We start from the raw sequence: 25,925 nt of genomic DNA, 5'->3' as shown, positions 1-25,925 counted from the left end.
GTCGGCGCCGGTCGTCTGTGAGGCTGCCAAGGGTCGTGCTCCCATGCTGAGGGCCGCTGCGGTCACACTCCTTATTTTGCAATACGAAAGAGGTTTTTCGCTCCTGCTTTGCCAGGGAACCCGCAGAGCGTGTGCCCTGGGCCACTTGTGACCCTTGTTATTCCGGATGGTAGAAGTTAGTATCCGCATATAGGAATTTGCGCGAGCCCGGAGGGGCGCGCCCACCACGGAGGAGGACATCGGACGTGGCCAAGGACAGCCACCGGGACCTCGCGGAACTGGTCACCGGACTCGACGCCCGACTCGCCGACGCGGACGCCCGTCTGGCACGGGAGTACCCCGGCGCGCGCGGCGGCCGGCAGCCCGTGCACAGCGTCTACGTGCCCGCCGACCGGATCGGCCCCGGCCTGGCCGCCGACTGGGGGGAGCGGGCCCTGGCGTCGCTCGACACCTACGCCCCCGACCCCGCCGACCTGGCCCGCGTCACCGGGCTGGACGAGGAGTCCGTCGCCGGCGCCCTGCCCCGGGTGCGCGCCAAACTCGCCGACGAACCCATCGAGGACCTGCGCGCCGACTTCGAGGACGGCTACGGCGCCCCGGGTGACGAGGCGGAGGACGCCCACACCCGCGCCGTCGCCGAGGCGTTCGTCTCCGACCTGTCCCAGGGCACGGCCACCCCCTACTTCGGCATTCGGATGAAGGGCATGGAGGCGGCCGGTCGGCATCGCGGTGTGCGCACCCTCGACCTGTTCCTGCGCACCCTCCTGGAGGGCCACGGCTCCCTTCCCGACAACCTCGTCCTGACCCTGCCCAAGATCACCTCCGTCGAGCAGGTGGAGGCCATGGTCTGGCTCGCCGGGCGTCTGGAGGAGCGGTTCGACCTGCCCGACGGTCGGCTGCGGTTCGAGTTGCAGATCGAGACCCCCCAGTCGATCCTGCTCCCCGACGGCACCGTCGCGGTCTCGCGCATGATCACCGCCGGCCGGGGTCGGGTCACCGCCCTGCACTACGGCACCTACGACTACAGCGCCGCCTGCGGGATCACCGCGGCCCACCAGAGCCTGGCCCACCCGGTGGCCGACCACGCCAAGTCCGTCATGCAGGTGGCCGCCGCCGGTACCGGCGTGTGGCTCTCCGACGGGGGCAGCAACATCCTGCCCGTCGGCACGCCCGAGGAGGTGCACGCCGCCTGGCGGCTGCACGCCGGGCTGATCCGTCGCTCCCTGGAACGCGGTTTCTACCAGGGCTGGGACCTGCACCCGCACCAGCTGCCCATCCGCCACCTGGCCGGTCACGTCTTCTATCGTGAGGCGTTCGCACCGGCCGCCGCGCGGCTGCGCACCTACCTCGGATCCGTGGAGGGCGGCAACGTCGCGGACGAGCCCGCCACCGCCCAGGCGCTGGCCTCGGTGCTGGCCCAGGGGCTGCGCTGCGGCGCCCTGGACGAGGCGGAGGTCGCCGAGGCCACCGGTACCGACGCCACCGCCCTCCTGGCCCTGGCGACGCGCCGGGTGGGACAGGGCTGACCTCCTCCGGGTGAGGGGGACCGGCGCAGGGGGACCCGCCGCCGGTACTCGACGTCGGGACGCCCGGGCGCCTTCGCGGGCCCGGGCGTCCCCGTGAAGGAAGGGTAGGAGATGGACCGTCACGATCTGGTCGTCCGCGCCGAACGGGCGCTCACCCCGGACGGGGAGCGGCCGATCACCGTCGGCGTACGCGAGGGCAGGGTGACCGATGTCCTGGACGGCGCCGACGCGCCCCTGACCGGTGACCGGGAGCTGCGCGCCGCCGCCGACGAGGTGTTGCTGCCGGGGCTGGTGGACAGCCACGTCCACGTCAACGAACCCGGGCGCACCGAGTGGGAGGGGTTCGCCTCCGCCACCCGTGCCGCCGCCCTGGGCGGGGTCACCACCCTGGTCGACATGCCCCTCAACAGCGTTCCGCCCACGACCACGGTCGCCGGACTGGACGCCAAGCGGGCCGCCGCCGACGGCGCGCTGGCGGTGGACGTGGGCTTCTGGGGCGGTGCCGTCCCCGAGAACAGCCGTTCCGACGCCACCGGGGAGCTGACCGCCCTGTGGACGCGCGGGGTGTTCGGGTTCAAGGCGTTCCTGTCGCCCTCGGGCGTGGACGAGTTCGGTCACCTGTCGGCCGGGGAGCTGACCACGGCGGCCGAGGCGATCGCCGCGTTCGACGGGTTGCTCATCGTGCACGCCGAGGATCCCGACGTGCTGGCCGCCGCCCCCGTCGCCGCCGGACGCGACTACGCCGCGTTCCTGGCCTCGCGGCCCGACGAGGCCGAGACCCGGGCGATCGCGCTGGTCATCGAGACGGCTCGGCGCACCGGTGTGCGGGCGCACATCCTGCACCTGTCCAGCGCCGCCGCGTTGCCGCTCATCGCACGGGCCCGGGAGGAGGGCGTCCGCCTCACCGTGGAGACCTGCCCCCACTACCTCACCCTGGCGGCCGAGACGGTCCCGGCGGGCGCCACCGGTTACAAGTGCTGCCCGCCGATCCGCGACGAGGGCAATCGCGATCTGCTGTGGCGGGCGCTGCGCGACGGGCTCGTCGACTGCGTCGTCAGCGACCACTCGCCGAGCACCCCCGATCTCAAGGACCTCGACACCGGCGACTTCGGTACCGCCTGGGGAGGGATCTCCGGGCTCCAGGTCGGGCTGCCGGCGGTGTGGACCGAGGCGCGACGGCGCGGTGTCCCCCTGACGGAGGTCGTCGGCTGGATGTCGTCCGCGCCCGCCCGGGTCGCCGGGGTGCCGGACAAGGGGGCGATCGTGCCCGGGGCCGACGCCGACCTGGTCCTCTTCGCCCCGGAGGAGGAGGTGCGCGTGGACGCTCGGGACCTGGCCCACCGCAACCCGGTCAGCGCCTACGACGGCGCGACCCTGACCGGCCGGGTGCGGCGCACCCTGTTGCGCGGGGTCGAGGTCACGGCGACCTCCACGACGGGACGGATGATCCGGCGGCCCTGAGCGGCCATCGCCCGGGGGCGGGGCACCCCGCGGGGTGCCCCGCCCCCGGTGTTCCGCTGACGGGGCCGCCCGGAGACGGCGGTCAGCCCCGGGTGGCCGCCCACCGGTCCTCCAGTTCGGCGGTCCCGGTCGGGGTCGGGGACCCGTACACGTGCAGGCGGGCGATGCCGCCGTCGGGGAAGACGTCGGTGCGCACGTGGGTGGCGGTCACCGGCGCGTCGAACACGAACCGGTGGACGCCGTCCGGCTCCAGCCGCGTGCGGCCCACGATCTCGAACCACGCCTCGGGATCGGCGCCGTGCGCGTCGCGTCCCAGGACGGTGACCCACCCGGCGGAGTTGCCCTTGTAGTAGGAGGTGTCCAGCTCCAGGGCGCGGATCTCCCCCTGGGCCGCCAACCGGAAGCGCACCCAGTCGTGGCCGGTGTCGCGGCGGCGCCGGTTCTCCCAGCCGTCGTCCATCTTGTGGGAGCGGCCCGGCGCGATGATGTTGGCGGGGGAGGAGTAGAACCGGTCGGAGGCGTCCTCCACCGCGCCGCCGTTGACCAGGGCGACCAGGTCGAAGGCGCCCAGGGCGGCCAGCCAGGAGGGGTCGGCGACCGGCTCGCCGTGCACGCGCAGGCGGGCGACGCCGCCGTCGGGGAACTGCCGGAGTCGCAGGTGGGTCCAGCGGTGCCCGTCGGCGACCTCGAAGCCGTTCGCGGCGTGCCCGTACACGGGTGTGCGGGCCACGAGTTCGGTCCACTCCGCCTTGAGCAGATCGTCGGTGGTGGGGGTCCCCTCCACGTGGGCGGCCTCCACGCTCACCTCGGTGGGGTGATTGCCGCGGAAGTGGGCGGTGTCCACGACCAGCCCGCGGACCACACCGGGCAGGGCCAGCCGGATCAGCGCCCAGTCGTGGTCGTCGGCCGAGGGGTGCGGGCGGTCGGCGTCGGGGCCGCGCCGCCGCCGGGTCTCCCAGCCGTCCATGACCTTGCCCTTGTGCCCGAAGGCGTGCGGGTCGAACACCGCGGGTTCGGGCCGCAGCAGGTTCTCGCGGTCGGCGAAGAACTCGTCGTTGGCGGCGACCACGGCGCCCCCGAGTCTGCGGTCCGCGAGATCCACCAGGGCGCCGAAGTCGAGTGCGGTGCCCCGGTAGTCGGCGTAGGGGTCACCGCCCGTGTAGGGGCGGGCGTTGTAGGCGCGCGGATCGAAGGTCGGAGTCGTGCTCATGGTCCTCCTCGTCGTGACGGGTCGTTCGGACACGTCCAGACTGACAGGAGGAATCGGTCATTTCCAGCGAAACTTTTCGATCATCATGTTCACGAGAACTGAACGTTCGCGGTGGTCAGGGTGGCGGCCCGGTCGATGAGGGCGCCCAGGGTCACGGCGATCTGCGGACGTTCGCGCGATCCGGCGCGCACCGCCCACACCACGTGCCGACGCGGCCGGTCCTCGTGCAGGACCCGCAGGTCCACACCGGGCGCGTCACCGGTGGCGGCCAACCGGGGCACCAGCGCCACCCCCAGCCCCGCGGCGACCATGTCGAGGATGGCCCGCCAGTCGGAGGCCACGTGCGCCTGTTCGGGAACGAACCCGGCCTGGGCGCAGGCCGCGACGGTGATGTCCCGCCAGGGGCCGGCGGCGCCGTAGATCCACGGTTCCCCGGCCAGGTCGCGCAGGCGCAGCGCCGGGGCCCCGGCCGACCGGTGGTGGACGGGCAGGGCCGCGTCCAGGGGGTCGGTGAGCAGTTCCCCCCGGTCGAGACGGTCGTCGCGCCCGGTCGGCGCCTGGGCGGCCAGGGACAGGCCGATGTCGATCTCCCCCGCCGCGAGCAGGTCGTACACCTCCGAGGCCTCGGCCTGGTGGACCCGTACGGTCAACCCCGGGTGGACGTCGCGCACCACGCTCAGTGCGGGCACCACCAGGCCGGGCACGGCCGTGGCGAACGCGCCCACGCGCACGGTCCCCGACCCGCCCCGGGCGAACCCGTCCAGTTCGGCCTCGGCCCGCTCCAGTTGGGCCAGCACGATGTCGGTGTGCCGCAGCAGGACCCGGGCGGCGTCGGTGAGCCGCACCCGGCGCCCGTGCGGCTCCAGCAGTTCCACCCCCACCTGGCGGGACAGCGCGGACAACTGCTGGGAGACGGCGGAGGGGGTCGTGCACAGGGCCTCGGCGGTGGCGCGCACCGTCCCGACCCGGTCGAGCGTGCGCAGCACGCGCAGCTTGCGCAGATCCCAGTCGGTCATGGATCAGACATACCATTCGACCTCGGTGAACAGAAGCGGCGGAACGGTGAGGGCGCACGCGCCCGATGACGCGCGTCCGCCCTCACCGGGGGGATCAGGGCCGTTCGGCGTCCTTCCCGCGATGGGCGGCCCCCGCCTGATCGGTGGACTCGGCCTCACCGGGACCCGCGCCGCCGATCTCCTTCGGCTCGATCGCCGCGGGGGCCTCCCGCGCCCCGCCCCCGATGACGTTGAAGCAGACGTTCAGCAGGATCGCCACCACCGCGGCGCCGATGATGCCCGAGTGCGCGATCATCTCGACCGACGCGGGCAGGAACGCGTAGAAGCCCGGGTAGGCCAGCGGGATGACCGCCACCCCGAACGCGGCGGCCACCAGCACCAGGTTGAGGTTGCGGCCGAAGTCCACCTTGGCCAGCGTCTTCACGCCGCTGGCGGCCACGCTGCCGAACAGCACCAGACCGGCGCCGCCCAGGACCGGGGCGGGCAGGGCGGCCATGACCCCGCCCAGGATCGGGAACATCCCCAGCAGGACGAGGATGCCCGCGCCCACCGCCACCACGTAGCGGCTGCGGACGCCGGTCAGCGCCAGCAGCCCGATGTTCTGCGCGAACGAGCTGGTGGGGGTGGAGTTGAGGATCGGGCCGATGATCGACCCGCTGACGTCGGCGCGCAGCCCGGCGGAGATGCGCGCGGCGTCCACCCTGGAGCCGGTGATCTCGCCGACCGCGATGATGTGCGAGGCGCCCTCGGTCAGGACGACCAGCATGATGACGCACATGGTGACGATCGCGGCGACCTCGAAGCGCGGGGGACCGAAGTAGAACACCGAGGTGGGGTCGAACACGATGTCGGCCTCGCCGACCCGGCTGAAGTCGGCCATGCCCAGGGGCAGCGCCACCAGGGTGCCCACGAGCATGCCCAGCAGGACGGACAACCGTCCCCAGACCCCGGGAAGCACCCGGGAACCGATGAGGACGACGGCCAACGTGACCCCGGCCAGGGCCAGGTTGGCCAGGGGGGCGGCGGGGACCGTCCCGCCGTCCGCGCCGGTGTGCGCGCCCCCGTCCATGATCCACCGGGCGGCGACCGGCATGAGGCTGATCCCGATGACGGTGATGATCGTGCCGGTCACGACCGGCGGGAAGAAGCGGATGAGCTGACCGAAGAACGGGGTCAGGCACAGGGCGAAGACCCCCGCGGCCAGCGAGGCGCCGAAGGCCACGGGCAGGTTCTCGCCGTCCTGCCCGGCGGCCAGGGCGGTGATGGCGCTGACCGGGACGAAGGAGGCGGCGACCACGATCGGCATCTGGGCGCCGACCCTGCGGTGGCCGACGGTCTGGAGGAGGGTGGCGATCCCCGCCACCAGGAGCGCGCCGCTGACGAGTACGCCCATGGAGGCGGGGTCGTTCGCGAGTCCGGCGGCGGCGCCGATGACGAGGGCCGGCGCGACCGCGCCGGCGTACATGGTGAGGATGTGCTGCATCCCGTAGACGAGCAGCAGCCGCAGCGGCGGCTTCGCGTCCTCGGGGCGGGAGGGGAGGGTGGCGTTCGTTGTGGCCGGGTCCTTCGCGGACGGACTGTTCGACATGGGCCGGTTTCCAGCCTTTGTGTTGGCGACCACGGGGGGTGGTCGGGTTCTCGGGCGCACGCGCCCGACGAGTCGCACCGCCGCGCGTCCCGTTTCCGGGCACGCCGAGGGCGGGCAGCCCGCTGCGCCGCGGGCAGGCGAGGGGTCACCTCGGACCGGGGAGGGCCGGGGCCCGGCCGCACGTCGGGCCCCGGTGGTCGGGAGACGGTCAGACGAAGCCGGGCACGGTCTTCCACGCGTCGCCCGGCTCGGGGGCGTCGTCGCGCTCGACGGCGGCCTCGATCTTGCCGTAGGGGCGGTCGGCGGCGAAGAACACCTCGTTCGGGTTGTCCAGCCCGAACGGCGTCAGGTCCACCGGGAAGTGGTGGTTGTTGGGCATGGAGAAGCGGATCTCGGCGACCTCGGGGTGCGCCTCCAGGACGGCCCTGCCCATCTCGAAGAGGGTCTGCTGGAGGGCCAGGCTGTGCGTGTTCGCGAAGGCCTCCAGGCACAGGGCGCGGATGGAGGCGTAGGCCTTGTCGAAGTCGTGGTCGGTGCCGACGTAGCGCCAGCGGGCGGTGACGTCGGTGGCCAGGATCCGGTCGGTGGTCTCCCGCAACGTGGTGTAGCGGGTCTTGGGGTAGCCGTGGAACTCCGAGCCGGTGGACTTCAGGACGGTCAGGCCGGTGAAACCGGAGAGGACCCACTCCCGGTTGCCGTCCTTGGTGACGACGGTGGTGCGGGTCTCGGCGTTGTTGCGCACGAAGGAGTGATCGTGCGGCCCGGCGGAGGTGGTGATGCGCTCCCAGGAGTACTCCTCGATCTCCTGGCGGGCGCCGTGCACGTACTCGTGCTCGTCCACGAAGTGGCGGGCCAGGCGCAGGGCGAAGTCCTCGATGGCGCCGACGCCGCCCCACTCGCGGGCCTTGGCGTAGACCGTGTTCTTCTGGGTGTCGGTCGGCAGGCACGTGGCGTTGTCGCCGACGGTGTGGACGTCCTCCAGGTCGCCGCGGAGCTGGGAGGTGACGTTGACGTCCTTGATCCGGTGCACGTCGGTGTGGCGGTCGACGTGGACGAGGCGCACCTCGGCCTTGCCGTACTGGTTGTCTCCGAGTCTGATGCCCATCAGGGTGAACTCCATCCGTATGGATAAGTCTTCGTCGTTGGCGTCGTGAGCGCCGTGCGTACGAGGGAGGACCGCTGTGGTCATGCGGAAGGACCTGTCACGCACCCTGAGTCTGTGATCCCGCGTTCGTTCCCTGCCCTGGGCGTGTCCCTTCTGTCGGGGGGAGATGTCGGATACCGGTGCGGTCGCGGACTACGAGCCCCGGTAGGTCGAGTAGGCGAACGGGCTGAGCAGGAGGGGCACGTGGTAGTGGGCGTCCTCGTCGGCGAGGTCGAACACGATGGAGACCTCGGGGTAGAAGCCGTGCTGCCCGGTCGCCGTGAAGTAGGCGGCGGTGTCGAAGGTGATCCGGTGGTATCCGGCGGCGAGTCGCTCGGGCCCCAGGTCGCCGATCCGTCCGTCGTCGTCGGTGCGTCCCTCGGCCACCGTCCTCCAGGAGGCGCGGTCGGCGTCGGAGGCCGCTTCCAGCCGGACGGGGACACCGGCCGCGGGCCGGCCGAGCGCGGCGTCGAGGACGTGGGTGGTCACGTGGCTCATGCCGTCGCCTCCAGGAGTTTGACCAGGCGCAGGGCGGCGATCCCCCGGAGTTCGTCGCCGACCACCGCCAGTTCGGTGTCACGGTCGTTGTCGAGGCGTCCCACCAGGTCGGCCAAGAGGTCGCGGGCGCCGCGACCGCTGGCGCAGACCAGGTAGATCTGCCCGAACCGTTCCTCGTACTCCCGTTGGGCGTACTGGAAGATCCGCTGGACGCGGACGGCGGCGTCGTCGGTGTCGGCGGCGAAGGCGGACTGCTCGCCCCGCGACCAGGCGGCCTCGGTGTCCCGCCCCTGGGCCTTCTCGCCGATGCGCGGGTGGCGGGCCAGTGCCGAGGCGACCTCGTCGGCGGTGATGGCGCGGGCGTGGGCGTCGGCCGTGTCGAGGAGGGCGGCGCGGTCGGCGTAGGGCGCGACGGCCGCGACGGCCCGCACCCAGCGTTCCACGTCGAGGCACCGCGCCAGTTCGGTGCGCAGCTCCTCCTCCGACAGGGCGTTGAGTCGCTCCAATCCCAGGTCGGGCCGGAGGTCCGGCTCCGCCGAGGTGCTTTCGGGCATGGGTTCTCCCGTGGCCCGGCCGAAGCCGGGCTTTCGTAGTGCAGACATGCGATTCCGTATGACGGATTGGAGGGACTCTAATTGATGGGAGTGTGACCTTGTCAACACTCGCAAGGGGTATCCGGCGAAAAACAGGCGGATTCATGACATCCCCGGAAGAACCTCCGAACATGCGCGTCCCCGTGCGGGAGCGGCGCCGGCGGGGGAGCGCGGGCGGCGTGGCGGACGGGGGTCGGCGCGCGGGGCGGTTGACAACCGGGGGCGACCGGGCCCACACTCATGTCATTCCTCAAAGTGAAAAGCAAATTCCGCATACCGGAATCTGATGCCGGAGGTAGTGCATGAGCCACACCCTCGGGTACACGGTGAACTGCTCCATGCTGTTCACCGAACTGCCCCTTCACGAGCGCCCGCAGGCCGCACGCGACGCCGGGTTCGACGCGGTCGAGTTCTGGTGGCCGTTCGAGAGCGCCACCCCGCCCCGTGAGGAGATCGACGCCTTCGTCGCCGCCCTCGACACCGCCGGCGTCCGCCTCACCGGCCTCAACCTCTTCGCCGGCGCCCTGCCCGGACCCGACCGGGGCGTGCTCTCACAGCCCGCGCGTTCCGCCGAGTTCCTCGCCAACCTCGATGTCGTCGTCGCCATCGCCGAACGCACCGGCACCACCGCCTTCAACGCCCTCTACGGCCTGCGCCAGGACGGGGTCGACCCCGCCGAACAGGACCGGCTGGCCCTGGAGAACACCGTCGCCGCGGCCGAGGCGGTCGCCCGGGTCGGCGGCATCGTCCTCATCGAGCCGCTCAGCGGCGCCGAGGGCTACCCGCTCAGGACCGCGCGCGACGGACTCGACTTCGTCGCGAAGGTCCGGGAGGCCGGGGCCGACAACGTCGCCCTCCTCGCCGACCTGTACCACCTGGCCGTCAACGGCGACGACGTCGCCGCCGTGGTCCGCGACCACGCCGCGGAGTTCGGGCACGTCCAGATCGCCGACGTCCCCGGCCGGGGAGAGCCCGGCACCGGCGCGCTCCCCATCGACGACCTGCTCACCGCCGCCCAGGCCGGCGGCTACCAGGGCCTCGTCGGACTGGAGTACAAGCCCACCGTCCCCACCGAACAGAGCCTCGGTCGACTGCGCTGAGCCCGCATCGATCCCGCGCGTCCCACAGCCACGAAGAAAGGAGGGCACCCCCGTGTCCATCCGCAAGGTCGCCTTCATCGGACTCGGCATCATGGGCCTGCCCATGGCCGTCAACCTCGCCCGCGCCGGATACACCGTCACCGGCCACAACCTCTCCCCCGAGCGCGTGGACGCCCTCGTCGCCGAGGGCGGTCTGCGCGGCGGCTCCGTCGCCGGGGCGGTCGCCGACGCCGACGCCGTCATCACGATGGTCCCCGACTCCCCGGACGTCGAGGCCCTCCTGCTCGGCGCGGACGGGGTCTTCGAGCACGCCCGGCCCGGCACGCTCGTCATCGACATGAGCACCATCCGCCCCGACGTCTCCCGGGCCGTGGCCGCCGCCGGTACCGAACGCGGCTTCCGGGTCCTGGACGCCCCGGTCAGCGGCGGCGAGGCCGGGGCCGTCGAGGCCGCACTGTCCATCATGGTCGGCGGCTCCCGCGAGGACTTCGACGCGGCCCGCCCGCTCTTCGACGTCCTGGGCACCACCCCGGTCCTGGTCGGCCCCCACGGGTCCGGGCAGACCGTCAAGGCCGCCAACCAGCTCATCGTCGCCGGCAACATCCAGCTCCTCGCCGAGGCCCTGGTCTTCCTGGAGGCCCACGGTGTGGACACCGAGGCCGGCCTGGAGGTCCTCGGCGGAGGCCTGGCCGGCAGCACGGTGCTCCAGCGCAAGGGCGCCGCCATGCGCGAGCGCGACTTCGCCCCCGGCTTCCGCATCGCCCTGCACGACAAGGACATGCGCATCGTCACCGACTCCGCGCGCGCCGCCGGGGTGGCGATCCCGCTGGGTGCCCAGGTCGCGCAGTACGTCGCCGCCCTCGCGCGGCAGGGACACGGCGGCCTCGACCACTCCGCGCTCCTGAAGATCGTCGAGGGGCTCTCCGGCCGCGCGTAGCCGCCGACCACGCGGCGGAACCGAGCACTCCGCCGCCCGAGCCGCACCGGCACCCGCGCGTGTCGGCCGCACCGCGGGATCCGCCGGGCCCGGCTCCCACCGATCCTCCCCCCTAGCACCGAAGGAAAAGCCATGGCACGGATGCCCGTGATGAACGCGGTCGTCGAGGTTCTGAAGGACGAAGGCGTCGACACCGCCTTCGGCTGCCCCGGCGCCGCCATTCTGCCGCTTTACAAGGCGATGGAGGACGTCGGAGGGATCGAGCACCTCATCGTCCGCCACGAGGAGGGCGCCACCCACATGGCCGACGGCTGGTCGCGCACCACCGGCGGTGTCGGTGTGGCCATCGGTACCTCCGGCCCGGCCGGCACCAACATGATCACCGGCCTGTACACCGCGATCGCCGACTCCATCCCGATCGTGTGCATCACCGGCCAGCAGCGCACCGACCTGCTGGACAAGGAGGGCTTCCAGGCGGTCGACATCGTCGAGATCGCCAAGCCCGTCACCAAGTGGGCGGTGCAGATCAAGGAGGCGGCGACCGCTCCGTGGATCTTCCGCGAGGCGTTCCGGATCGCCCGCGAGGGCCGGCCCGGCCCCGTCCTCATCGACATCCCCGTGGACGTCGCCCAGCAGGTCATCGAGTACGACCCCGAACTGGACGCCCCGCTCACGGTCGACACCGTCGCACCCCACCCGCCCAGGGTCGAGCGGGCCCTGGACCTGCTGCTCGCCGCCGAGCGCCCGCTGATCCTGGCCGGCGGCGGCGTCATCCTCGCCGAGGCCTCCGACGAACTGCGCGAACTCGCCGAGTACCTGAGGGTCCCCGTCCAGGTCACGCTCATGGGCAAGGGCTCCTTCGACGAGGACTCGCCCCTGTACGCGGGCATGACCGGCGTGCAGACCTCCCAGCGCTACGGCAACGCCTCGTTCCTGGAGTCGGACCTGGTCCTGGCCGTGGGCGCGCGCTTCGCCGACCGGCACACCGGCCGGATCGACGTCTACCGGGGCGAGCGGACGTTCATCCACGTCGACGTCAAGGCCACCCAGATCGGCCGGGTCTTCGAACCCGACCTGGGCGTGGTCTCCGACGCCCGCCTCTTCCTGCGCGCACTGCTGGCCGCCGCGCGACGGCGCGACGCCCGAGCCCGGGTCGAGGGCTGGCTCGACCGGGTCGGCGAGCTCAAGTCCACCCTCACCCGACGCGAGGACTTCGACACCGTCCCCATCAAGGCGCCGCGCGTCTACAAGGAGATCAACGAGGTCTTCGACGAGGACACCTACTTCGTCACCGCCATCGGCCTGTACCAGATCTGGGGCGGCCAGCACCAGAAGGCGTACAAGCCGCGCCGCTACCAGATCTGCGGCCAGGCCGGTCCGCTGGGCTGGGAGATCCCGGCGGCCATCGGCGTCAAGAAGGCCCTGAAGAACACCGAGCCGGACGCCGAGGTCGTCGGCATCGTCGGCGACTACGGGTTCCAGTACATGGTCGAGGAGCTGGCGGTCGCCGCCCAGTACAACGTCCCGTACGTGCTCGTCATGCTCAACAACGAGTACCTGGGCCTGATCCGCCAGGCGTCCATCCCCTTCGAGATGAACTTCCAGGTGGACGTCCACTACGACGAGTACGGCACCGACAACGTCAAGATCATGGAGGCCTACGGCTGCTCCGGCCGCCGGGTCCGGGAGCCCGGGGACGTCCGCGACGCCCTGGAATGGGCCCGCAAGGAGGCCAAGGCCACCTCGCGGCCGGTGCTCGTGGAGATCATGATCGAGCGCGAGGCCAACACCCCGCACGGTCCGTCGATCGACGCGGTCAAGGAGTTCGAGCCGCTCCCCGGCGCCTGACCTCCCGCTTCGGCCCGTGCGATGGCGCTCGGGGAACGGGAACCCCCGCACGGGTCCTCCGCGACCCCGTGGGCGCCACCGCCCCCGGGCCGCCGCAGACGGAGGCCTCCCGCGCTCCGGTCCGCGGCGAACGACGGCCCCTCTCCCCGATCCTGTCGGGGAGAGGGGCCGTCCGGGCGCGGGGTCAGCCGCAGTAGGCGTCCTCCTCGCCGATGATCCGGTACGGGCAGTCGGCGTAGTCGAGCAGCCGCAGCACGGCCTCCTTGTTACGGGCCGTCTCCCGTTCGATCACCGACGACGGCGGGTAGAAACCGCCGCCCCAGGCGCTGCGAGGGTACATCTCGTACGTGAAGTTGATGATGCGCTGGTCGCCCCACAGCCAGTCGTTGATCGACCCGTCGGTGATGTACAGGTCGCTCGCCTGCTGCGGCGTGTACCCGTTGGCGTCGGCCATGTGGGTGCCCAGCGCGACGTGGGTGTCGTACTCCTCGCGGGTCATCCCGCCGGTGACCTCGTTGTAGGTGTAACCGAACGGCCACAGGATGAGCTCGCTGTAGGTGTGGAAGTCGATGGCGGCGGTGATCTGCTGCTCGCCGCCCACGACCCGGCTCCGCACGAAGTCGGCGATCACCCTGACCTCGGGGGCCGATTCGGGGGCCCTGCCCCGGTAGGTGATGCTGCTCGGGTTGCCGGAGGAACCGCCGCAGCAGCCCCACCTGTAGTCCCAGTTGCGGTTGAGGTCGGTGCCGATGGCGGAGGTGCCCGCGTTGGGCTGGCGGTTCTTGCGCCAGTTCCGCCAGTTGGTGCCCGCCATGTCGTACTCGGAGCCGTCCGGGTTGACGTTGGGGACGATCCAGATCTCCCGTTCGTCGACCAGCCCGGTGATGCGCTGATCGGTGCCGTACCCGTCGGTGAGCAGGTCGAGCAGGTACACGGCCATTTCGACGGTGAGGTGCTCGCGCGCGTGCTGGGCGTGCGTGAACAGCACCTCCGGTTCGTCCTCGTCGACGCCGACGTTGTCGCTGATCTTGATCGCGACGATGTCGCGGCCCTGATGGGAGGTGCCGATGACCGTGCTCGCGGCGATGTCGGGGTGATCGGCGGTGACCTCGTCGACGATGTCGAGGAGTTCGGGGTAGGTCGTGTACCCGGGGTCGGGGTTGGCGAACGGCTGGGGGATCTCCAACAACTCCACCCCGAACCCGAGGTCGGCGATCTCCTCGGCGTCGTCGGGGGTGGCGGTGACCAGCACCGCGTCGGCGGCGACCTGGTCGATGGCGGCACCGGTCGAGGCGATGGCGGTGCGTTCCCGCGCGGTCTCGACACCGTCCACCCGGTACAGGTCGTACTCGGGTTCGGCGGTCGCGCTCCCGGGGGCCAGGGCGCCGAGCAGGAGGGCGGCGGCGGTCAGGGGGACGAGGGTGCGACGGACGCCCTTGGGGATGCGGGCGCGTCGGGGGGACGGGAAACGGGTGGTCTCCACGGGATGCCTCCGTGAGCGGGGGGTGAGGCGATCGGACACGGTGGCGACATTGCAAAGGAGATCGACACGTTCTGTCAATATTCATGATCTCTGAGTCATGAACGTATGTTTGCCGTCGCAAGCGGCGAATCCCCACTTCGCGCCCGCCGGATCCGGTCCTCCCACCGCGGGTACCCCGTCCCCACCCGGCCACATCCGGCCGGCCGCCTACCGGGGCTGAGGTTCCCGGGCGGGAGCCAGGGCCAGGGCGATCGCCGCCTCCAGCGACAGGGCGCGCCCCTCGGCCTCGGCCCGCTCCGTCGCCTCCCCGCCCAGCAGGGCGCGCGCGGCGTTCAGGATCCGGTCCACGTCGAAGCGTTCGGCCTCGGGCATCGGCACCCCCGCCTCCTCCCTGGCCCGCTCCGCGGCACCCACCAAACGCGCCGCGGACCGCCCGTCGCCCGCCAGGGCCGCGGCGCCCGCCAGACCTTCCAGGGCCAGCGCCACCGCACGCGGATCCCCGGTCTGTCGTGCGTCCCCCAGTCCCTGAAGGTGCAGGTCACGGGCTTCACCGGCGTCCCCGCGCAACTCGGCGGCGAACCCCAGTTCGGCCAACGCGAACGCGGTCCCCGGCCGGTATCCGTCCATGCGATGGGTGGCCAGCACCTCGTTCATGTACTCCTCCGCGAGGTCGAGGTCGCCCCGGCGGCGGGCGGTCATCCCCAGACCGCCGACGCTGAACCGCCGTCCCGCGTGGAACGCCTGCTCGGCCGCGATCCTCAGGGCCCGCAGGTTGTACTCGTTGGAGGTGCGCAGATCCCCGGTCAGCATGTGCACCCGGGCCAGCCGGCCCAGCTCGTCCACGACCGTCGGCCACAGTCCCAGGCGTTCGGCGTGCTCCAGGGCGAGTCCGTGGCGGTGCGCGGCCTCCGCGTAGGCGCCCTCGATGCCCGCGACCACCCCCAACAGGCTGTTCGCCCGGGCCGCCCCCCACGGTTCACCGGTCCGCGAGAACAGGGCCAGGCTCCGGGCGGCGTCGTGGCGGGCGGCGCGCAGGTCGCTGCGACGCAGCGCCCGCCATCCGCGCAGGTGAAGCGAGAACGCGGTCCACCACGGTTCGTCGGTCGTCTCGAACACCCGAAGCGCCACGGCCAGCCGGTCGTCGACCGAGGAGCCCTCTCCTCGATCCGGGTCGGCGAAGGGGGCCATGAACACCAGCAGGGCCTCCGCGCGCGCCGCCGCGCGGGGGTCGGTCAGCCGTTCGGTGAGCCGGACCGTCGCGAGCGCGGACTCGGGCGCGCCCTGTTCCGCGCACTCGGTGACGCCCAGCGCGGCGTGCCACAACAGGGCCTCGGCCCGATCGGCGGGCGCGGCCGTCCCCTCGGCCGCCAACGCCCGCGACAGCAGCCGGTACCCCTCCCGGTACCGTCCGCTCAGGTACCAGAACCAGCCGTGGTAGGCCGCGATGCGCAGCGCGATGTCCGCGTGCCCGTGGTCCGCGGCCCACTCGATCGCCGTGCGCACGTCGACCGCCCGCAGGTCGGACTCGGTCGGGTGCGGGTCCAGGGTGAAGTCCCGCGCCTCACCGCGTCCCGAACCCCCGGCGATGTGCCGTGCGTACCGGTACCGCGTCCGGTCCTCCTCCCCGGCGGCCACCGACCGTTCCCCGGCGTAGGCGCGGATCGTCTCCAACAGGCGGTACCGGGTACCGCCCCGCTCCACCGCGATCAGCGACCGGTCCACCAGCCCGGCGAGGATCCCGGCGACGTCGGCCGCCGTCACCGCGGGCTCCCCGTCCGGGTCGGCGGCGACCACCTCCGCCGTCTCCAGGGTGAACAGGCACGTCGGAACCGAGAGCCGGCGCAGCACGGCGCGCTCGGCCCCGGTCAACAACCGCCAGCTCCAGTCGACCGTCTCCCACAGGGTGCGCCTGCGGTCGTAACCGCCGGTGCCCAACACCCGGAACCTGTCGTGCAGGCGGTCGGCCAATCGGTGCACCCCCAGGGACCGCACCCGGGCGGCGGCCAGTTCCAAGGCCAGCGGAAGCCCGTCGAGGTGCCTACAGATCGCGGCCACCGCTTCGGCGTTGGACCCGTCCACCGCGAAACCGGGCACCGAGGCCGCCGCCCGACGCACGAACAGGGTCGCGGCGTCGGACGCGGCCACCTCCTCGGGAGAGGATCCGGTGGGCAGCCCCAAGGGCTCCACCCGGTGCAGACGCTCACCCGGGATCCCCAGCGGTTCGCGGCTGGTGGTCAGCACGCGCAGCCCCGGCGCGGCCCCCAGCAGCCGGGTCACCAGGTCCGCCACCGGCGCGATCAGGTGCTCGCAGTTGTCCAGGACCAGCAGGGCCGGCTCCTGCCCGAGGGACTCGGCGATGCGGGCGGTCATCGGCCGGGCCGACCCCATGCGGGGGGTCTCGTCGTGGATGCCCAGTACGGCGGCGACGTCGTCGGCCACCCCGTCACCGGCGTCGCCGTCGCGCCCCGAGAGCTCCACGAACCACACGGGGCCGAACCGGCCGTCCTCGACGCCGACCGAGGCCAGGGCCATGGTGGTCTTGCCGACCCCGCCGGGGCCGAGCAGTGTGGTCAGCCGTGACTCGGTGAGGTTCCGGCGTACCTCGGCGACACAGGCGTCCCGTCCCACCACATCGGTGACGGGAGCGGGGACCGAACCCCGGGACCGCCCGGAGGGCGTCGTCGTCCCGGTCGCCACGACGTGGGGGTGGTGCTCCGTCGCCGCCCGAGGCGGAGCGGCCGGGGTCAGGGCGGGGGACTGGGCGAGGATGTCCTCGTACAGCCGGGTGATCTCCGGCCCCGGGTCCACGCCGAGCTCCTCGGCCAGCGACTCCCGCAGCCTCCGGTGGCTCTCCAACGCCTCGCCCTGGCGGCCCGCGCGGTACAGGGCGAGCATGTGCGCCGCCCGCAGCCGCTCCCGGACGGGGTGCTCGCGCACCAGCTCACCGAGTTCGGCGACCAGTTCGGGGCCCTCGCCCAGGTCCAACCTGGCCCGGACGCGGTCCTCCAGGGCGGCCAGCCGCATCTCCTCCCACCGGGCCAGGGGCGCCGCGGCGAAGGGGGCGTCGGCGTGATCGGCCAGGGCCGGGCCCCGCCACAGCGCCAACGCCTCGTTCAGGATCCGCACCCGTTCCCTGGGGGCCTCGGCGGCGCGGGCCGCGGCGATCAGGACCTCGAACCGGCCCGCGTCCACGTCGTCGGCGTCCACCCGCAGCCGGTAGCCGGACGGGCCCGACGCCACCCGGACGCGGTAGCCGGGCTCGGCCCGGTCCAGGGCGCCGCGCAGGCGGGACACCGCGGTCTGCACCGCGCCCGCCGGATCCGGGGGAGGGGCGTCCCACAGCTCGTCGACCAGCCGGTCGACCGATACGGCCTCGTCACGGTGGGCGAGCAGCAGGGCCGCCAGGGCGCGCACCTTGGCACCCGGCACGCGCACGGTCGTGCCCTCGTCGGTCCACACGGCCAACGGCCCCAGCACCCCGAATCGCATGCCGGAAAGCCTATACGCGGCCCCTCGGACCCGGTCTTCGGGTGAGAGCCGGGTCACGACAGCGGGCGGACAGCGCGCGGCAAGGGGACGGACGGCGCTCCGTCCTAGGTTCCGAGTGTTCCCGAGGGCACGGCCCTCACCACAGAGAACCCCGGAGGACCACCGTGAACGAGTCCCTGTTCCAGCCGACGAAGATCGGTCGGTACGAGGCGGCCAACCGTCTGTTCATGGCCCCGATGACCCGTTCGCGCGCCTACGGCGGACGCCCGGACGCGCTCGTCGCCGAGTACTACGCCCAGCGGGCGACCGCCGGACTGATCATCACCGAGGGCGTCCAGCCGAACGTGCGCGGCCAGGGCTACATCGACACCCCCGGTCTGCACGGGCCCGAGCAGGTGGAGGCGTGGAAGGCCGTCACCGGCGCCGTCCACGAGCGGGGCGGGCTCGTCTTCGCGCAGATCATGCACGCCGGCCGCATCGGCCACCCGTCCCTGTACCCGGACGGTGGCCTGCCGGTGGGCCCGTCCCCGGTCGCCTCGGGCGAGTCGCTGTTCGACGGCTCGGGCATGGTCCCGCACCCGGTGCCCCGGGAGCTGACCGTCGCGGAGATCCAGGAGGTCGTGGACGACTTCGCCGTGGCCGCCGGCAACGCGATCGCCGCCGGTTTCGACGGGGTGGAGCTGCACGGGGCCAACGGCTACCTGATCAACCAGTTCCTCGCGGACGGGTCGAACCTCCGGGACGACGAGTACGGGGGCGACGCCGAGCGCCGTTCCCGGTTCGCGATCGAGGTGGTGGACGCGGTGGCCGACACCATCGGAGCCGACCGCACCGCCCTGCGCATCTCGCCGTCGAACGGCTACAACGGCATCGTCCAGAGTGACCCGGTCGAGCAGTACACGGCCCTGCTGGAAGGGTTGCGCCACCGTTCCGACCTGGCCTTCCTGCACACCGCGCAGATCGGTGGCGCCGAGCACACGCCGCTGGTCCGCGAGCTGTGGGAGGGGACCCTGGTCGTCAACCCGGCGACGGGGCTGGACCTGTCGGGCGCGGACACGGCCCTGGGGCGGGGCGCCGACGCGGTGGCCCTGGGCGCGGCCTGGCTGGCCAACCCCGACCTGGACGTCCGCCTGCGCGCGGGCGCCCCGCTCAACGAGCCGGACGCCGCGACCTTCTACGGCGGCGACCACTCCGGGTACACCGACTACCCGCACCTCCAGAGCGCCTGACGCCGAACGGTCCGCCGCCCGCGTCCTCGTCGGCCGGGACGCGGGCGGTGGACCGTTCCCGGAGAGCGGTGCCGACCGCGACCTTCTCGGCCTCGGCCGGAGCCTCCTCATCGACGTCGGTCGGTGTCCCGGGCCGGGTCGCCTCCCGAGTGAACGGACCCGGGGTCGAGTGAGCGCCGAGGTGGACGTCGACGGGCGGGAAAGGAGAAATCCCGCCGGGGGACAGGCGCTGCCGTCGTCCGCGGCTTACGTGTACACGGCGCGGCGCGACGGCGGCCTCGGGTGTTGGCCGCACCCTGGGTCCCCCGGCGGGATTCGAACGACCCCCCTAGCACTGAAGGGTTCGGGTCAATGGTACAGACCTCTCCTTTGTATCTCGAAGTCGAGGTATCGGTTTTCTCGAAAACGAGATATCGATGGCGAGGGGCGGATGAATCCCGGACATCCCCGTGTTCAAGGAAGCGCAGGTCACGTGAGACGCATCCCATCATGTGGACGGGGAGTACCAGCATTTCCGGGCCGTCTGCTAGCGTGGCCCCCATCATGCTGTGCGAGCTGCTCCTTCTTAGCGGCCGCGGCGGGGGTCGTTAGTACGGGTCGGCTCCCTCGCCGCGGGGCTTCGGCTTGTCCACGGTCGGCCATTGACCACGCACCGCGATTCCTAGGAGCCACCAGATGGTGCCCCAGCAGCAGACCTCCCCCATGCCGTTCCAGCGCTACGCGCCCTTCGAGTCGATCGATCTGCCCGATCGCACCTGGCCGTCCAAGACCATCACCGAGGCGCCCCGCTGGCTGTCCACGGACCTGCGCGACGGCAATCAGGCCCTGATCGAGCCCATGGACCCCGCCCGCAAGCGCGAGATGTTCCAGCTGCTGGTGAAGATGGGCTACAAGGAGATCGAGGTCGGCTTCCCCGCCGCCAGCCAGACCGACTTCGACTTCGTCCGGTCCCTGATCGAGGACGGCCTGATCCCCGACGACGTCCAGATCTCGGTCCTGACCCAGGCCCGCGAGGACCTGATCGAGCGCACCGTACAGAGCCTGATCGGCGCCCGGCGCTCCACCGTGCACCTGTACAACGCCACCGCGCCCACCTTCCGCCGCGTCGTGTTCAAGGTGGACCGTGAGGCCTGCAAGGCCATCGCCGTCGAGGGCACCCGCCACGTCATGCGCTTCGCCGAGCGGTACCTGGGCGACACCGAGTACTTCGGCTACGAGTACTCCCCCGAGATCTTCATCGACACCGAGCCGGACTTCGCCCTGGAGGTCTGCGAGGCCGTCATGGACGTGTGGAACCCCGGTCCGGGTCGGGAGATCATCCTGAACCTGCCGGCCACCGTCGAACGCTCCACCCCCAACGTCTACGCCGACCAGATCGAGTGGATGAGCCGCAACCTGTCGCGTCGCGAGCACGTGGTGGTGTCGGTGCACCCCCACAACGACCGCGGTACCGGTGTCGCCTCGGCGGAACTGGCCGTCATGGCCGGCGCCGACCGAGTCGAGGGCTGCCTGTTCGGTCACGGCGAGCGCACCGGCAACGTCTGCCTGGTGACCCTGGGCCTGAACCTGTTCAGCCAGGGCGTCGACCCCAAGATCGACTTCTCGGACATCGACGAGATCCGCCGGACCGTCGAGCACTGCACCCAGCTGCCCGTCGCCCCCCGCCACCCCTACGGCGGCGACCTGGTCTACACCGCCTTCTCCGGCTCCCACCAGGACGCCATCAAGAAGGGCTTCGCCGCACTGGAGGCCGACGCCGAGGCCGCCGGGGTCCCCGTGGACGCGTACGGCTGGGACGTGCCCTACCTGCCCATCGACCCCAAGGACGTCGGCCGCAACTACGAGGCCGTCATCCGGGTCAACAGCCAGTCCGGCAAGGGCGGCGTCTCCTACATCATGCAGCGCGACCACTCCCTGGACCTGCCCCGCCGCCTGCAGATCGAGTTCTCCCAGGCCATCCAGAAGTACACCGACGCCGAGGGCGGCGAGTTCTCCGGCGACCGCATCTGGGAGATCTTCTCCGACACCTACCTGACCGACCGGGGCCCGGTCGCGGTCCTGGCGCACCGGTCCTCCACCGACGCCGACGGCACCTACCGGATCGAGGCCGACGCCCGCGTCAACGGCGAGATCCGCGAACTGGTCGGCACCGGCAACGGCCCCATCTCCGCGTTCTGCGACGCCCTGACCGACGTCGACGTCAAGGTCCGGGTCATGGACTACGTGGAGCACTCCATGGGTGCCGACGGCGACGCCCGCGCCGCCGCCTACGTCGAGGCCGAGATCGAGGGCCGGGTGGTGTGGGGCGTGGGCATCCACAGCAGCATCACCACCGCGTCGCTGCGCGCCCTGTGCAGCGCCATCGGTCGCGCCTGACACGATCCGACGTGGGGCCCGCGGCGACGCCGCGGGCCCCACGCCTGTCACAGGGTCCCGAACGGGCCGGGGTCGGCCCCGTCCATCCCGGTGCGGAACTCCCGGTGCAGCGCCACCAGCTCGCCGAACGGCACCGGCCGCCGGGAGACCGCCGCCGGGTTCCGCGCGGCCTCCTTCGTCCACAGGGGCGGGGACGCCGCCAACCCCTGGTCCGGCGTCAACCCCGCCACCGACTCCCGCCACCCGGGCCAGCGCAGATCGGCGTAGAAGTTCTCCAGGTTGTGCTCCTCCAGCATCCACGGCAGCCACGAGGAGTAGGCGGCCTCCAGCGGTTCCCACGCCAGGGAGTCGGGGGCGAAGTACACCATCTCCCCGGGGCGCCCCGGATACCGGTCGTCCTCGCAACCGGGGCCGTTGAGCGCGAAGATCCCGCCCAGCACGTCGTGCCCCACGATCAGGCGCACCGGGGGCCCGTGCACCACCGCGGCGCTCAGGTCGTTCACCTCGCCCAGACCGGGCAGCTCCGGGCCGCCGCCCCCGTACACCCGCAACCATCCGTCGTCCACGAGCAGGCCGCCGCTCTCCAGCGCCATCGCGCCGAGGAACGAACGCGCCGTGATCTGCAACCGGTGCAGGCAGGTCCGCCCCCTGTCCGGGTCGCCGGGCAGCGCGCGCACCGGCAACCGCGCGCGTTCCAGGTGTTCGATCACCACCGGCCAACCGGGCCGTTCCACCTCGACCAGCTCACTGAGTTCGCGCACCCGTACCCTCCCACCCATCTGTTCGCCGCGGTGCCGCTCACCCTAGTACCGCCCCCGGACACCTCGCCCGGGGGCGGGAAAATCCCTGGCGGGCGGGATTCCCGCGATGGGACCATTCCGGGCATGGTGCACACCGAGATCATCCAGCGGACCCTGCGGGTCCCCCTCCCGGCGGCCGGGCCCGGCGACGGCACGGCCGCGGTGCGGCGGCTGGACGCCGCGCTGCTGTCCCTCGGGTTCGCGCTCACCGCGGACCTGCGCACCCACCTGGAGGGACTGGCCCCCGACGCGGTGCTGCGCACCGCGGCCCCCCTGCTCGCCGCCGTCCGCGAACTCGTCGGCGCCGCGGCCGAGCACAACGTGTACTTCACCGACTTCCCCGAGAACGTCCCCGGCACCGTGGACTTCTGGCTGGAGTGCCTGGTCTCCGCGGTCACCGACCCGGCCCACCGGGACGCGGTGGTTTCGGACCCCGACGGCCTGGACCTGCTCTCCCTGCCCGCCTACGGACGCCTCCGGCACACCTACGCCGAGCTCGCGGCCGTCCGCGACGCCTTCGTCGCCGGGGCCGAGGACCGGTGGACCCTGTTGCACCTGGGCGGAACGTTGGAGGAGGAGACCCGCCGGCTCTACACCGACCTGGCCGGATCCACCGTGCCGCTCGCCGACGCCGACCGCGACCTGCTGGGCCGCCTGGCCGCCGCGTGCCCCGACCACGAGCCGCCCGCGATCCCCGTCCGGGAGAACCGCGCCGTGGTCAACGCCGCCCGCGTCCGAGCCGGGCTGCCGCCCGTACTCGACACCGTCACGGACGTCCTGCGCCTGGCCCAGGCCCTGTCCGGCGGCGACCCCACCCTGGTGGAGCCCGAGCGCCTGCGCTCCTTCACCCGGCGCGAACGCCGCCTGCTGCTCACCGCGCTGGACGGCGTCGTCGCCGCCGACCCCGGCAAGCTGGCCGATGTGGGCCGCCGGGTCCAGGGCTGGAAGCGCCTGGGCGAGGGGCTGCACCCGCACGAGTACCCGGCGCTGGGCCACGCCCGCGACGTGTTCGCCGTGGCCCGGGGCGACAAGCGCGTGCACACCCTCGCCGCCCGGGTGGAGGCCGCGTTCGGCGCCGGTGACGTCCCGGCCGCCGTCCACCTGCTGGCCGGGGCGCCCGGAACCCTGGTCCGGTCCCTGGACCGGATCATGGTCGCGGGCGGCCCCGCCGTCACCGGCCTGCTGGTCGAACACCTGAACGCGGTCGGCCACCGGGTGGCCGGCCGGGTGCTGGCCTCGGCCCGCGAACAGCTCGCCAACCGGAGCCTGCCCGGCTCGGTGCGGCTGTTCGCCAACGAGACCGCCCGCGGCTGGACGGTCGCGGACACCCGGCCGCCGCTGCCCGAGGCCGACACGGCCGCGGTGACCGCCGCCCTGGACGCGCTGATCGCCCGCCGCCTGCCCGACGTGGACCTGCTGCTGGTCGACCCGGCGGTGCGGGGCGTGGCGGTCCCGCGTTCGGGCCGTGGAACCTCGAAGGGGCTGGGGGTGCTGCCGCGCGGCAGCGTCACGGCGGTGGAGGGAGAGCGGCTGCGCTTCTTCGTGCACTGGGCCGACGGCCCGGACACCACTACCGACCTGGACCTGTCGGTGATGCTGCTCGGTGCGGACTTCGCCCCCGTCGGACAGGTCTCCTGGACCAACCTCCAGAGCACCGGGGTCGTGCACTCCGGCGACCTGGTGGAGGCCCCGGCGCCCGGCGGCGCCACCGAGATGATCGATCTGGAGCTCGCCGCGCTGGACCCGAAGGTGCGGTACGTGGTGCCCCAGGTGCTGGTGTACAGCGGCGACCGGTTCACCTTCCTGCCCGAGGCGTTCTTCGGCTACCTGTCGCTGGACACCGTGCAGCAGGGGATGCCGTTCGAGCCGCGCACCGTCCGGGTCCGCTCCGACCTGGAGGGGGAGTCGCGGGTACTGGTGCCGCTGGCCTTCGCCAAGGGGGAGGACGGGACCTGGTCGGCCCGCTGGATGCACCTGTTCCTGGCGGCGGACGAGCAGTTCAACCGGGTCGAGGAGACCGGGGTCCCGGGGAGCCTGCTGGCCCGGGGGGTGCTGTCGCGGCGGTACCTGACCGTCGGCGACCTGGTCGACCTGATGGCCGAACGCGGTGTCCGGGTGCGCGAGGCGGGTCCGCTCACGCAGGAGGAGGCGGAGGGGCTGCGGGTGGGTTACGTCGGCACGGAGCTCCCGGAGGGGCTGCCGGAGGGCGTGGAGGCGATCACCCTGCCGGCGCTGGCCTCGCTGCTCCCCGACACCGGTCCCGAACCCGAGCCGGTGTCCTGAAAACCCGGTGACATCCGGCCGCCCTGCTCGCTAACGTTGCGGACAGGGCGGCTCCGAACCGGCTTCCTTCTCTTTTTTCTCTCTTAAGGAAAGTCGCAGCCGGTCCACTCTCCGCCCCACCGGTCGGGCTCCTTGCGGGCTCGGCCGGGCGGCACCGCGACGACTTCCTTCTCGTAACTCTCACGGACCCAGTCGTCGCACTCTCCGCCCACGCGGTACCCGAGGCACCGGGGGTGCTTCCTTCTAACCCTCTTCGGAGGGCTCCGCTGCTAACGGTTCAGCGCTCCCACCCTCCTCATCGATACGCCGAAGGGCCGCACCCCGCGGGGTGCGGCCCTTCGCCGTATGCGTGTGGACTCACTCCCAGCCGAACTTCTGGGTCCAGGCGTTGCCGGACTCGCCGACACCGATCGCCTTCAGCCCGCAGTTGAGGATGTTGGCGCGGTGGCCCTCGCTGTTCATCCAGGCGTCCATCACCTGCGCGGCGCTGGTCTGCCCCTTGGCGACGTTCTCGGCCCCCCACGCGTTGTAGCCGTGGCGGGCGGCCCGCTCACCGGGGCCCTCGCCATCGGGGCTCTGGTGGCTCATGTAGTTCCGCCGGTCCATGTCCTCGCTGTGCTCCTGCGCGGCGCCGGTGAGTCGCGAGTCCACGCGCAGAGCGCCGCATCCGGCGCCGGCGCGTTCGGCGTTGACCAGGCGCACGACCTCGTCGGTGACACCGGCGGCGGCACCCGTGCCACCGCCGCCGCCCCCGCCGGAGCCGCCCGATCCCCCGGAGCCACCGGAACCGCTGCCGCCGGATCCGCCCGAGCCGCCGCCGGCGCTCTCACCGCGGTTTCCGTCCGCCCCCTCGCCCTCGGAGTCCTCGGGTGATGACGACGCGGTGACGTCGGCGCTCTGCGGTTCGTTGTCCCCGGCCGGTGAGGGCACCGGGATCGGTGCGTCATCGCCGGGCGTCACGAAGAAGTCGTCCTCTTCGGAGGCGTCCGGGACGGGCGGGTCCGCGGAGACGGACGAGGTCGACCCGTCGGGCACCGCGGACCCGTCCGCGGTGTTGCGGAACGGGTTCAGTTCCTCTCCGGCCCCCGTGACCAGCAGCGTTCCGGCCAGGGTCAACCCGACCGGGACCGCCGCCAACGTGACGAAGAAGGGCACCGATCGCCTGCGCCGGGGGCGCCGGGTGCTCGTTCGTCGTGTGCCGCGACGACCACGCGCCATGATCGATCTCCTCTGGAAATGGACTGGAACGGGCGTTCTCGACCGCCCGAGTCGGGGTTCGTACCCTCGGGCGGCTCTGCGCTCGCCCATGGCAACGTGACTTCTCGTCGGCCGGGTGCCGGAAGG

At 72.5% G+C, this 25,925-nt stretch carries 18 protein-coding genes; 8 read left to right on the top strand and 10 right to left on the bottom strand.

The genetic code is table 11. From position 1 onward, the window contains the following. Nucleotides 1–245 precede the first annotated feature (245 nt). Both RM479_RS03200 and allB read left to right on the top strand, forming a co-directional pair. The gene (locus RM479_RS03200) at nucleotides 246–1,526 is read left to right on the top strand and encodes a DUF6986 family protein (RefSeq protein WP_311510190.1); all 1,281 of its coding nucleotides are present in this window, start codon (nucleotides 246–248) and stop codon (nucleotides 1,524–1,526) included. 111 nt (nucleotides 1,527–1,637) lie between these two features. After that, entirely contained in the window at nucleotides 1,638–2,987 is a 1,350-nt protein-coding gene (gene allB, locus RM479_RS03195; protein ID WP_311510189.1) for an allantoinase AllB, read from the top strand. Nucleotides 2,988–3,069: 82 nt separating this feature from the next. On the opposite strand, the gene alc is transcribed toward allB, so the two are convergent. From alc to uraD, 6 genes are all read right to left on the bottom strand, one after another. Continuing rightward, nucleotides 3,070–4,197, bottom strand: a complete 1,128-nt coding sequence (gene alc, locus RM479_RS03190) for an allantoicase (RefSeq protein WP_311510188.1) — start codon at nucleotides 4,195–4,197, stop codon at nucleotides 3,070–3,072. 89 nt (nucleotides 4,198–4,286) lie between these two features. Continuing rightward, nucleotides 4,287–5,213 (bottom strand): LysR family transcriptional regulator, encoded by a 927-nt coding sequence (locus RM479_RS03185; protein WP_311510187.1) that lies wholly within the window; start codon nucleotides 5,211–5,213, stop codon nucleotides 4,287–4,289. 94 nt (nucleotides 5,214–5,307) lie between these two features. Further along, nucleotides 5,308–6,801, bottom strand: a complete 1,494-nt coding sequence (locus RM479_RS03180; RefSeq protein WP_311510186.1) for a nucleobase:cation symporter-2 family protein — start codon at nucleotides 6,799–6,801, stop codon at nucleotides 5,308–5,310. Between the two features lie 208 nt (nucleotides 6,802–7,009). Then, on the bottom strand, nucleotides 7,010–7,906 hold the full coding sequence (gene pucL, locus RM479_RS03175) for a factor-independent urate hydroxylase (protein WP_311510185.1): 897 nt from the start codon (nucleotides 7,904–7,906) through the stop codon (nucleotides 7,010–7,012). Between the two features lie 192 nt (nucleotides 7,907–8,098). Beyond that, nucleotides 8,099–8,443 (bottom strand): hydroxyisourate hydrolase, encoded by a 345-nt coding sequence (gene uraH, locus RM479_RS03170; protein WP_311510184.1) that lies wholly within the window; start codon nucleotides 8,441–8,443, stop codon nucleotides 8,099–8,101. After that, nucleotides 8,440–8,997: a 2-oxo-4-hydroxy-4-carboxy-5-ureidoimidazoline decarboxylase gene (gene uraD / locus RM479_RS03165; RefSeq protein ID WP_311510183.1), complete on the bottom strand. Its 558-nt coding sequence runs from the start codon at nucleotides 8,995–8,997 to the stop codon at nucleotides 8,440–8,442. The genes uraH and uraD overlap by 4 nt, the downstream gene beginning before the upstream one ends. A 341-nt stretch (nucleotides 8,998–9,338) precedes the next feature. Between uraD and RM479_RS03160 the strand changes: the two genes are divergently transcribed. From RM479_RS03160 to gcl, 3 genes are all read left to right on the top strand, one after another. Continuing rightward, on the top strand, nucleotides 9,339–10,136 hold the full coding sequence (locus tag RM479_RS03160; protein ID WP_274807662.1) for a hydroxypyruvate isomerase family protein: 798 nt from the start codon (nucleotides 9,339–9,341) through the stop codon (nucleotides 10,134–10,136). Between the two features lie 52 nt (nucleotides 10,137–10,188). Continuing rightward, on the top strand, nucleotides 10,189–11,073 hold the full coding sequence (locus RM479_RS03155; protein WP_311510182.1) for a 2-hydroxy-3-oxopropionate reductase: 885 nt from the start codon (nucleotides 10,189–10,191) through the stop codon (nucleotides 11,071–11,073). A 132-nt stretch (nucleotides 11,074–11,205) separates the two neighbouring features. Beyond that, nucleotides 11,206–12,921: a glyoxylate carboligase gene (gene gcl / locus RM479_RS03150; RefSeq protein WP_311510181.1), complete on the top strand. Its 1,716-nt coding sequence runs from the start codon at nucleotides 11,206–11,208 to the stop codon at nucleotides 12,919–12,921. 184 nt (nucleotides 12,922–13,105) lie between these two features. Here gcl and RM479_RS03145 read toward each other — a convergent pair whose 3' ends face one another. Further along, the gene (locus RM479_RS03145; RefSeq protein WP_311510180.1) at nucleotides 13,106–14,404 is read right to left on the bottom strand and encodes a M14 family metallopeptidase; all 1,299 of its coding nucleotides are present in this window, start codon (nucleotides 14,402–14,404) and stop codon (nucleotides 13,106–13,108) included. A 207-nt stretch (nucleotides 14,405–14,611) separates the two neighbouring features. After that, complete coding sequence (locus tag RM479_RS03140; protein ID WP_311510179.1) at nucleotides 14,612–17,893, bottom strand: AfsR/SARP family transcriptional regulator; 3,282 nt, start codon at nucleotides 17,891–17,893, stop codon at nucleotides 14,612–14,614. Between the two features lie 164 nt (nucleotides 17,894–18,057). Between RM479_RS03140 and RM479_RS03135 the strand changes: the two genes are divergently transcribed. Together RM479_RS03135 and leuA are read left to right on the top strand one after the other, a co-directional pair. Continuing rightward, complete coding sequence (locus RM479_RS03135; protein ID WP_311510178.1) at nucleotides 18,058–19,122, top strand: alkene reductase; 1,065 nt, start codon at nucleotides 18,058–18,060, stop codon at nucleotides 19,120–19,122. A gap of 675 nt (nucleotides 19,123–19,797) precedes the next feature. Next, nucleotides 19,798–21,498 (top strand): 2-isopropylmalate synthase, encoded by a 1,701-nt coding sequence (leuA, locus tag RM479_RS03130; protein WP_311510177.1) that lies wholly within the window; start codon nucleotides 19,798–19,800, stop codon nucleotides 21,496–21,498. Between the two features lie 47 nt (nucleotides 21,499–21,545). On the opposite strand, the gene RM479_RS03125 is transcribed toward leuA, so the two are convergent. Beyond that, nucleotides 21,546–22,259, bottom strand: coding sequence for a DUF2625 family protein (locus RM479_RS03125; protein WP_311510176.1), 714 nt, complete (start codon nucleotides 22,257–22,259; stop codon nucleotides 21,546–21,548). 123 nt (nucleotides 22,260–22,382) lie between these two features. Here RM479_RS03125 and RM479_RS03120 point away from each other — a divergent pair, with 123 nt between their 5' ends. Beyond that, nucleotides 22,383–24,581 carry a hypothetical protein gene (locus RM479_RS03120; protein ID WP_311510175.1) on the top strand — a complete coding sequence of 733 codons (2,199 nt, stop codon included), beginning with the start codon at nucleotides 22,383–22,385 and terminating at the stop codon, nucleotides 24,579–24,581. Nucleotides 24,582–24,938: 357 nt separating this feature from the next. Here RM479_RS03120 and RM479_RS03115 read toward each other — a convergent pair whose 3' ends face one another. Beyond that, the gene (locus RM479_RS03115) at nucleotides 24,939–25,799 is read right to left on the bottom strand and encodes a CAP domain-containing protein (RefSeq protein WP_311510174.1); all 861 of its coding nucleotides are present in this window, start codon (nucleotides 25,797–25,799) and stop codon (nucleotides 24,939–24,941) included. Nucleotides 25,800–25,925: the final 126 nt, after the last annotated feature.

It is taken from the genome of Nocardiopsis lambiniae, assembly GCF_031845465.1.
GTDB classification, from domain to species: domain Bacteria; phylum Actinomycetota; class Actinomycetes; order Streptosporangiales; family Streptosporangiaceae; genus Nocardiopsis; species Nocardiopsis lambiniae.
This window is presented reverse-complemented; position numbering and strand designations above follow the sequence as displayed.

Excerpts from the sequence above, each read along its gene's own strand:
- uraD (WP_311510183.1), bottom strand. The coding sequence starts at position 8,997 with ATGCCCGAAAGCACCTCGGCGGAGCCGGACCTCCGGCCCGACCTGGGA.
- leuA (WP_311510177.1), top strand. The coding sequence starts at position 19,798 with ATGGTGCCCCAGCAGCAGACCTCCCCCATGCCGTTCCAGCGCTACGCG.
- uraH (WP_311510184.1), bottom strand. The coding sequence starts at position 8,443 with ATGAGCCACGTGACCACCCACGTCCTCGACGCCGCGCTCGGCCGGCCC.
- RM479_RS03185 (WP_311510187.1), bottom strand. The coding sequence starts at position 5,213 with ATGACCGACTGGGATCTGCGCAAGCTGCGCGTGCTGCGCACGCTCGAC.
- gcl (WP_311510181.1), top strand. The coding sequence starts at position 11,206 with ATGGCACGGATGCCCGTGATGAACGCGGTCGTCGAGGTTCTGAAGGAC.
- alc (WP_311510188.1), bottom strand. The coding sequence starts at position 4,197 with ATGAGCACGACTCCGACCTTCGATCCGCGCGCCTACAACGCCCGCCCC.
- allB (WP_311510189.1), top strand. The coding sequence starts at position 1,638 with ATGGACCGTCACGATCTGGTCGTCCGCGCCGAACGGGCGCTCACCCCG.
- RM479_RS03160 (WP_274807662.1), top strand. The coding sequence starts at position 9,339 with ATGAGCCACACCCTCGGGTACACGGTGAACTGCTCCATGCTGTTCACC.
- pucL (WP_311510185.1), bottom strand. The coding sequence starts at position 7,906 with ATGGGCATCAGACTCGGAGACAACCAGTACGGCAAGGCCGAGGTGCGC.
- RM479_RS03120 (WP_311510175.1), top strand. The coding sequence starts at position 22,383 with ATGGTGCACACCGAGATCATCCAGCGGACCCTGCGGGTCCCCCTCCCG.
- RM479_RS03180 (WP_311510186.1), bottom strand. The coding sequence starts at position 6,801 with ATGTCGAACAGTCCGTCCGCGAAGGACCCGGCCACAACGAACGCCACC.
- RM479_RS03115 (WP_311510174.1), bottom strand. The coding sequence starts at position 25,799 with ATGGCGCGTGGTCGTCGCGGCACACGACGAACGAGCACCCGGCGCCCC.
- RM479_RS03140 (WP_311510179.1), bottom strand. The coding sequence starts at position 17,893 with ATGCGATTCGGGGTGCTGGGGCCGTTGGCCGTGTGGACCGACGAGGGC.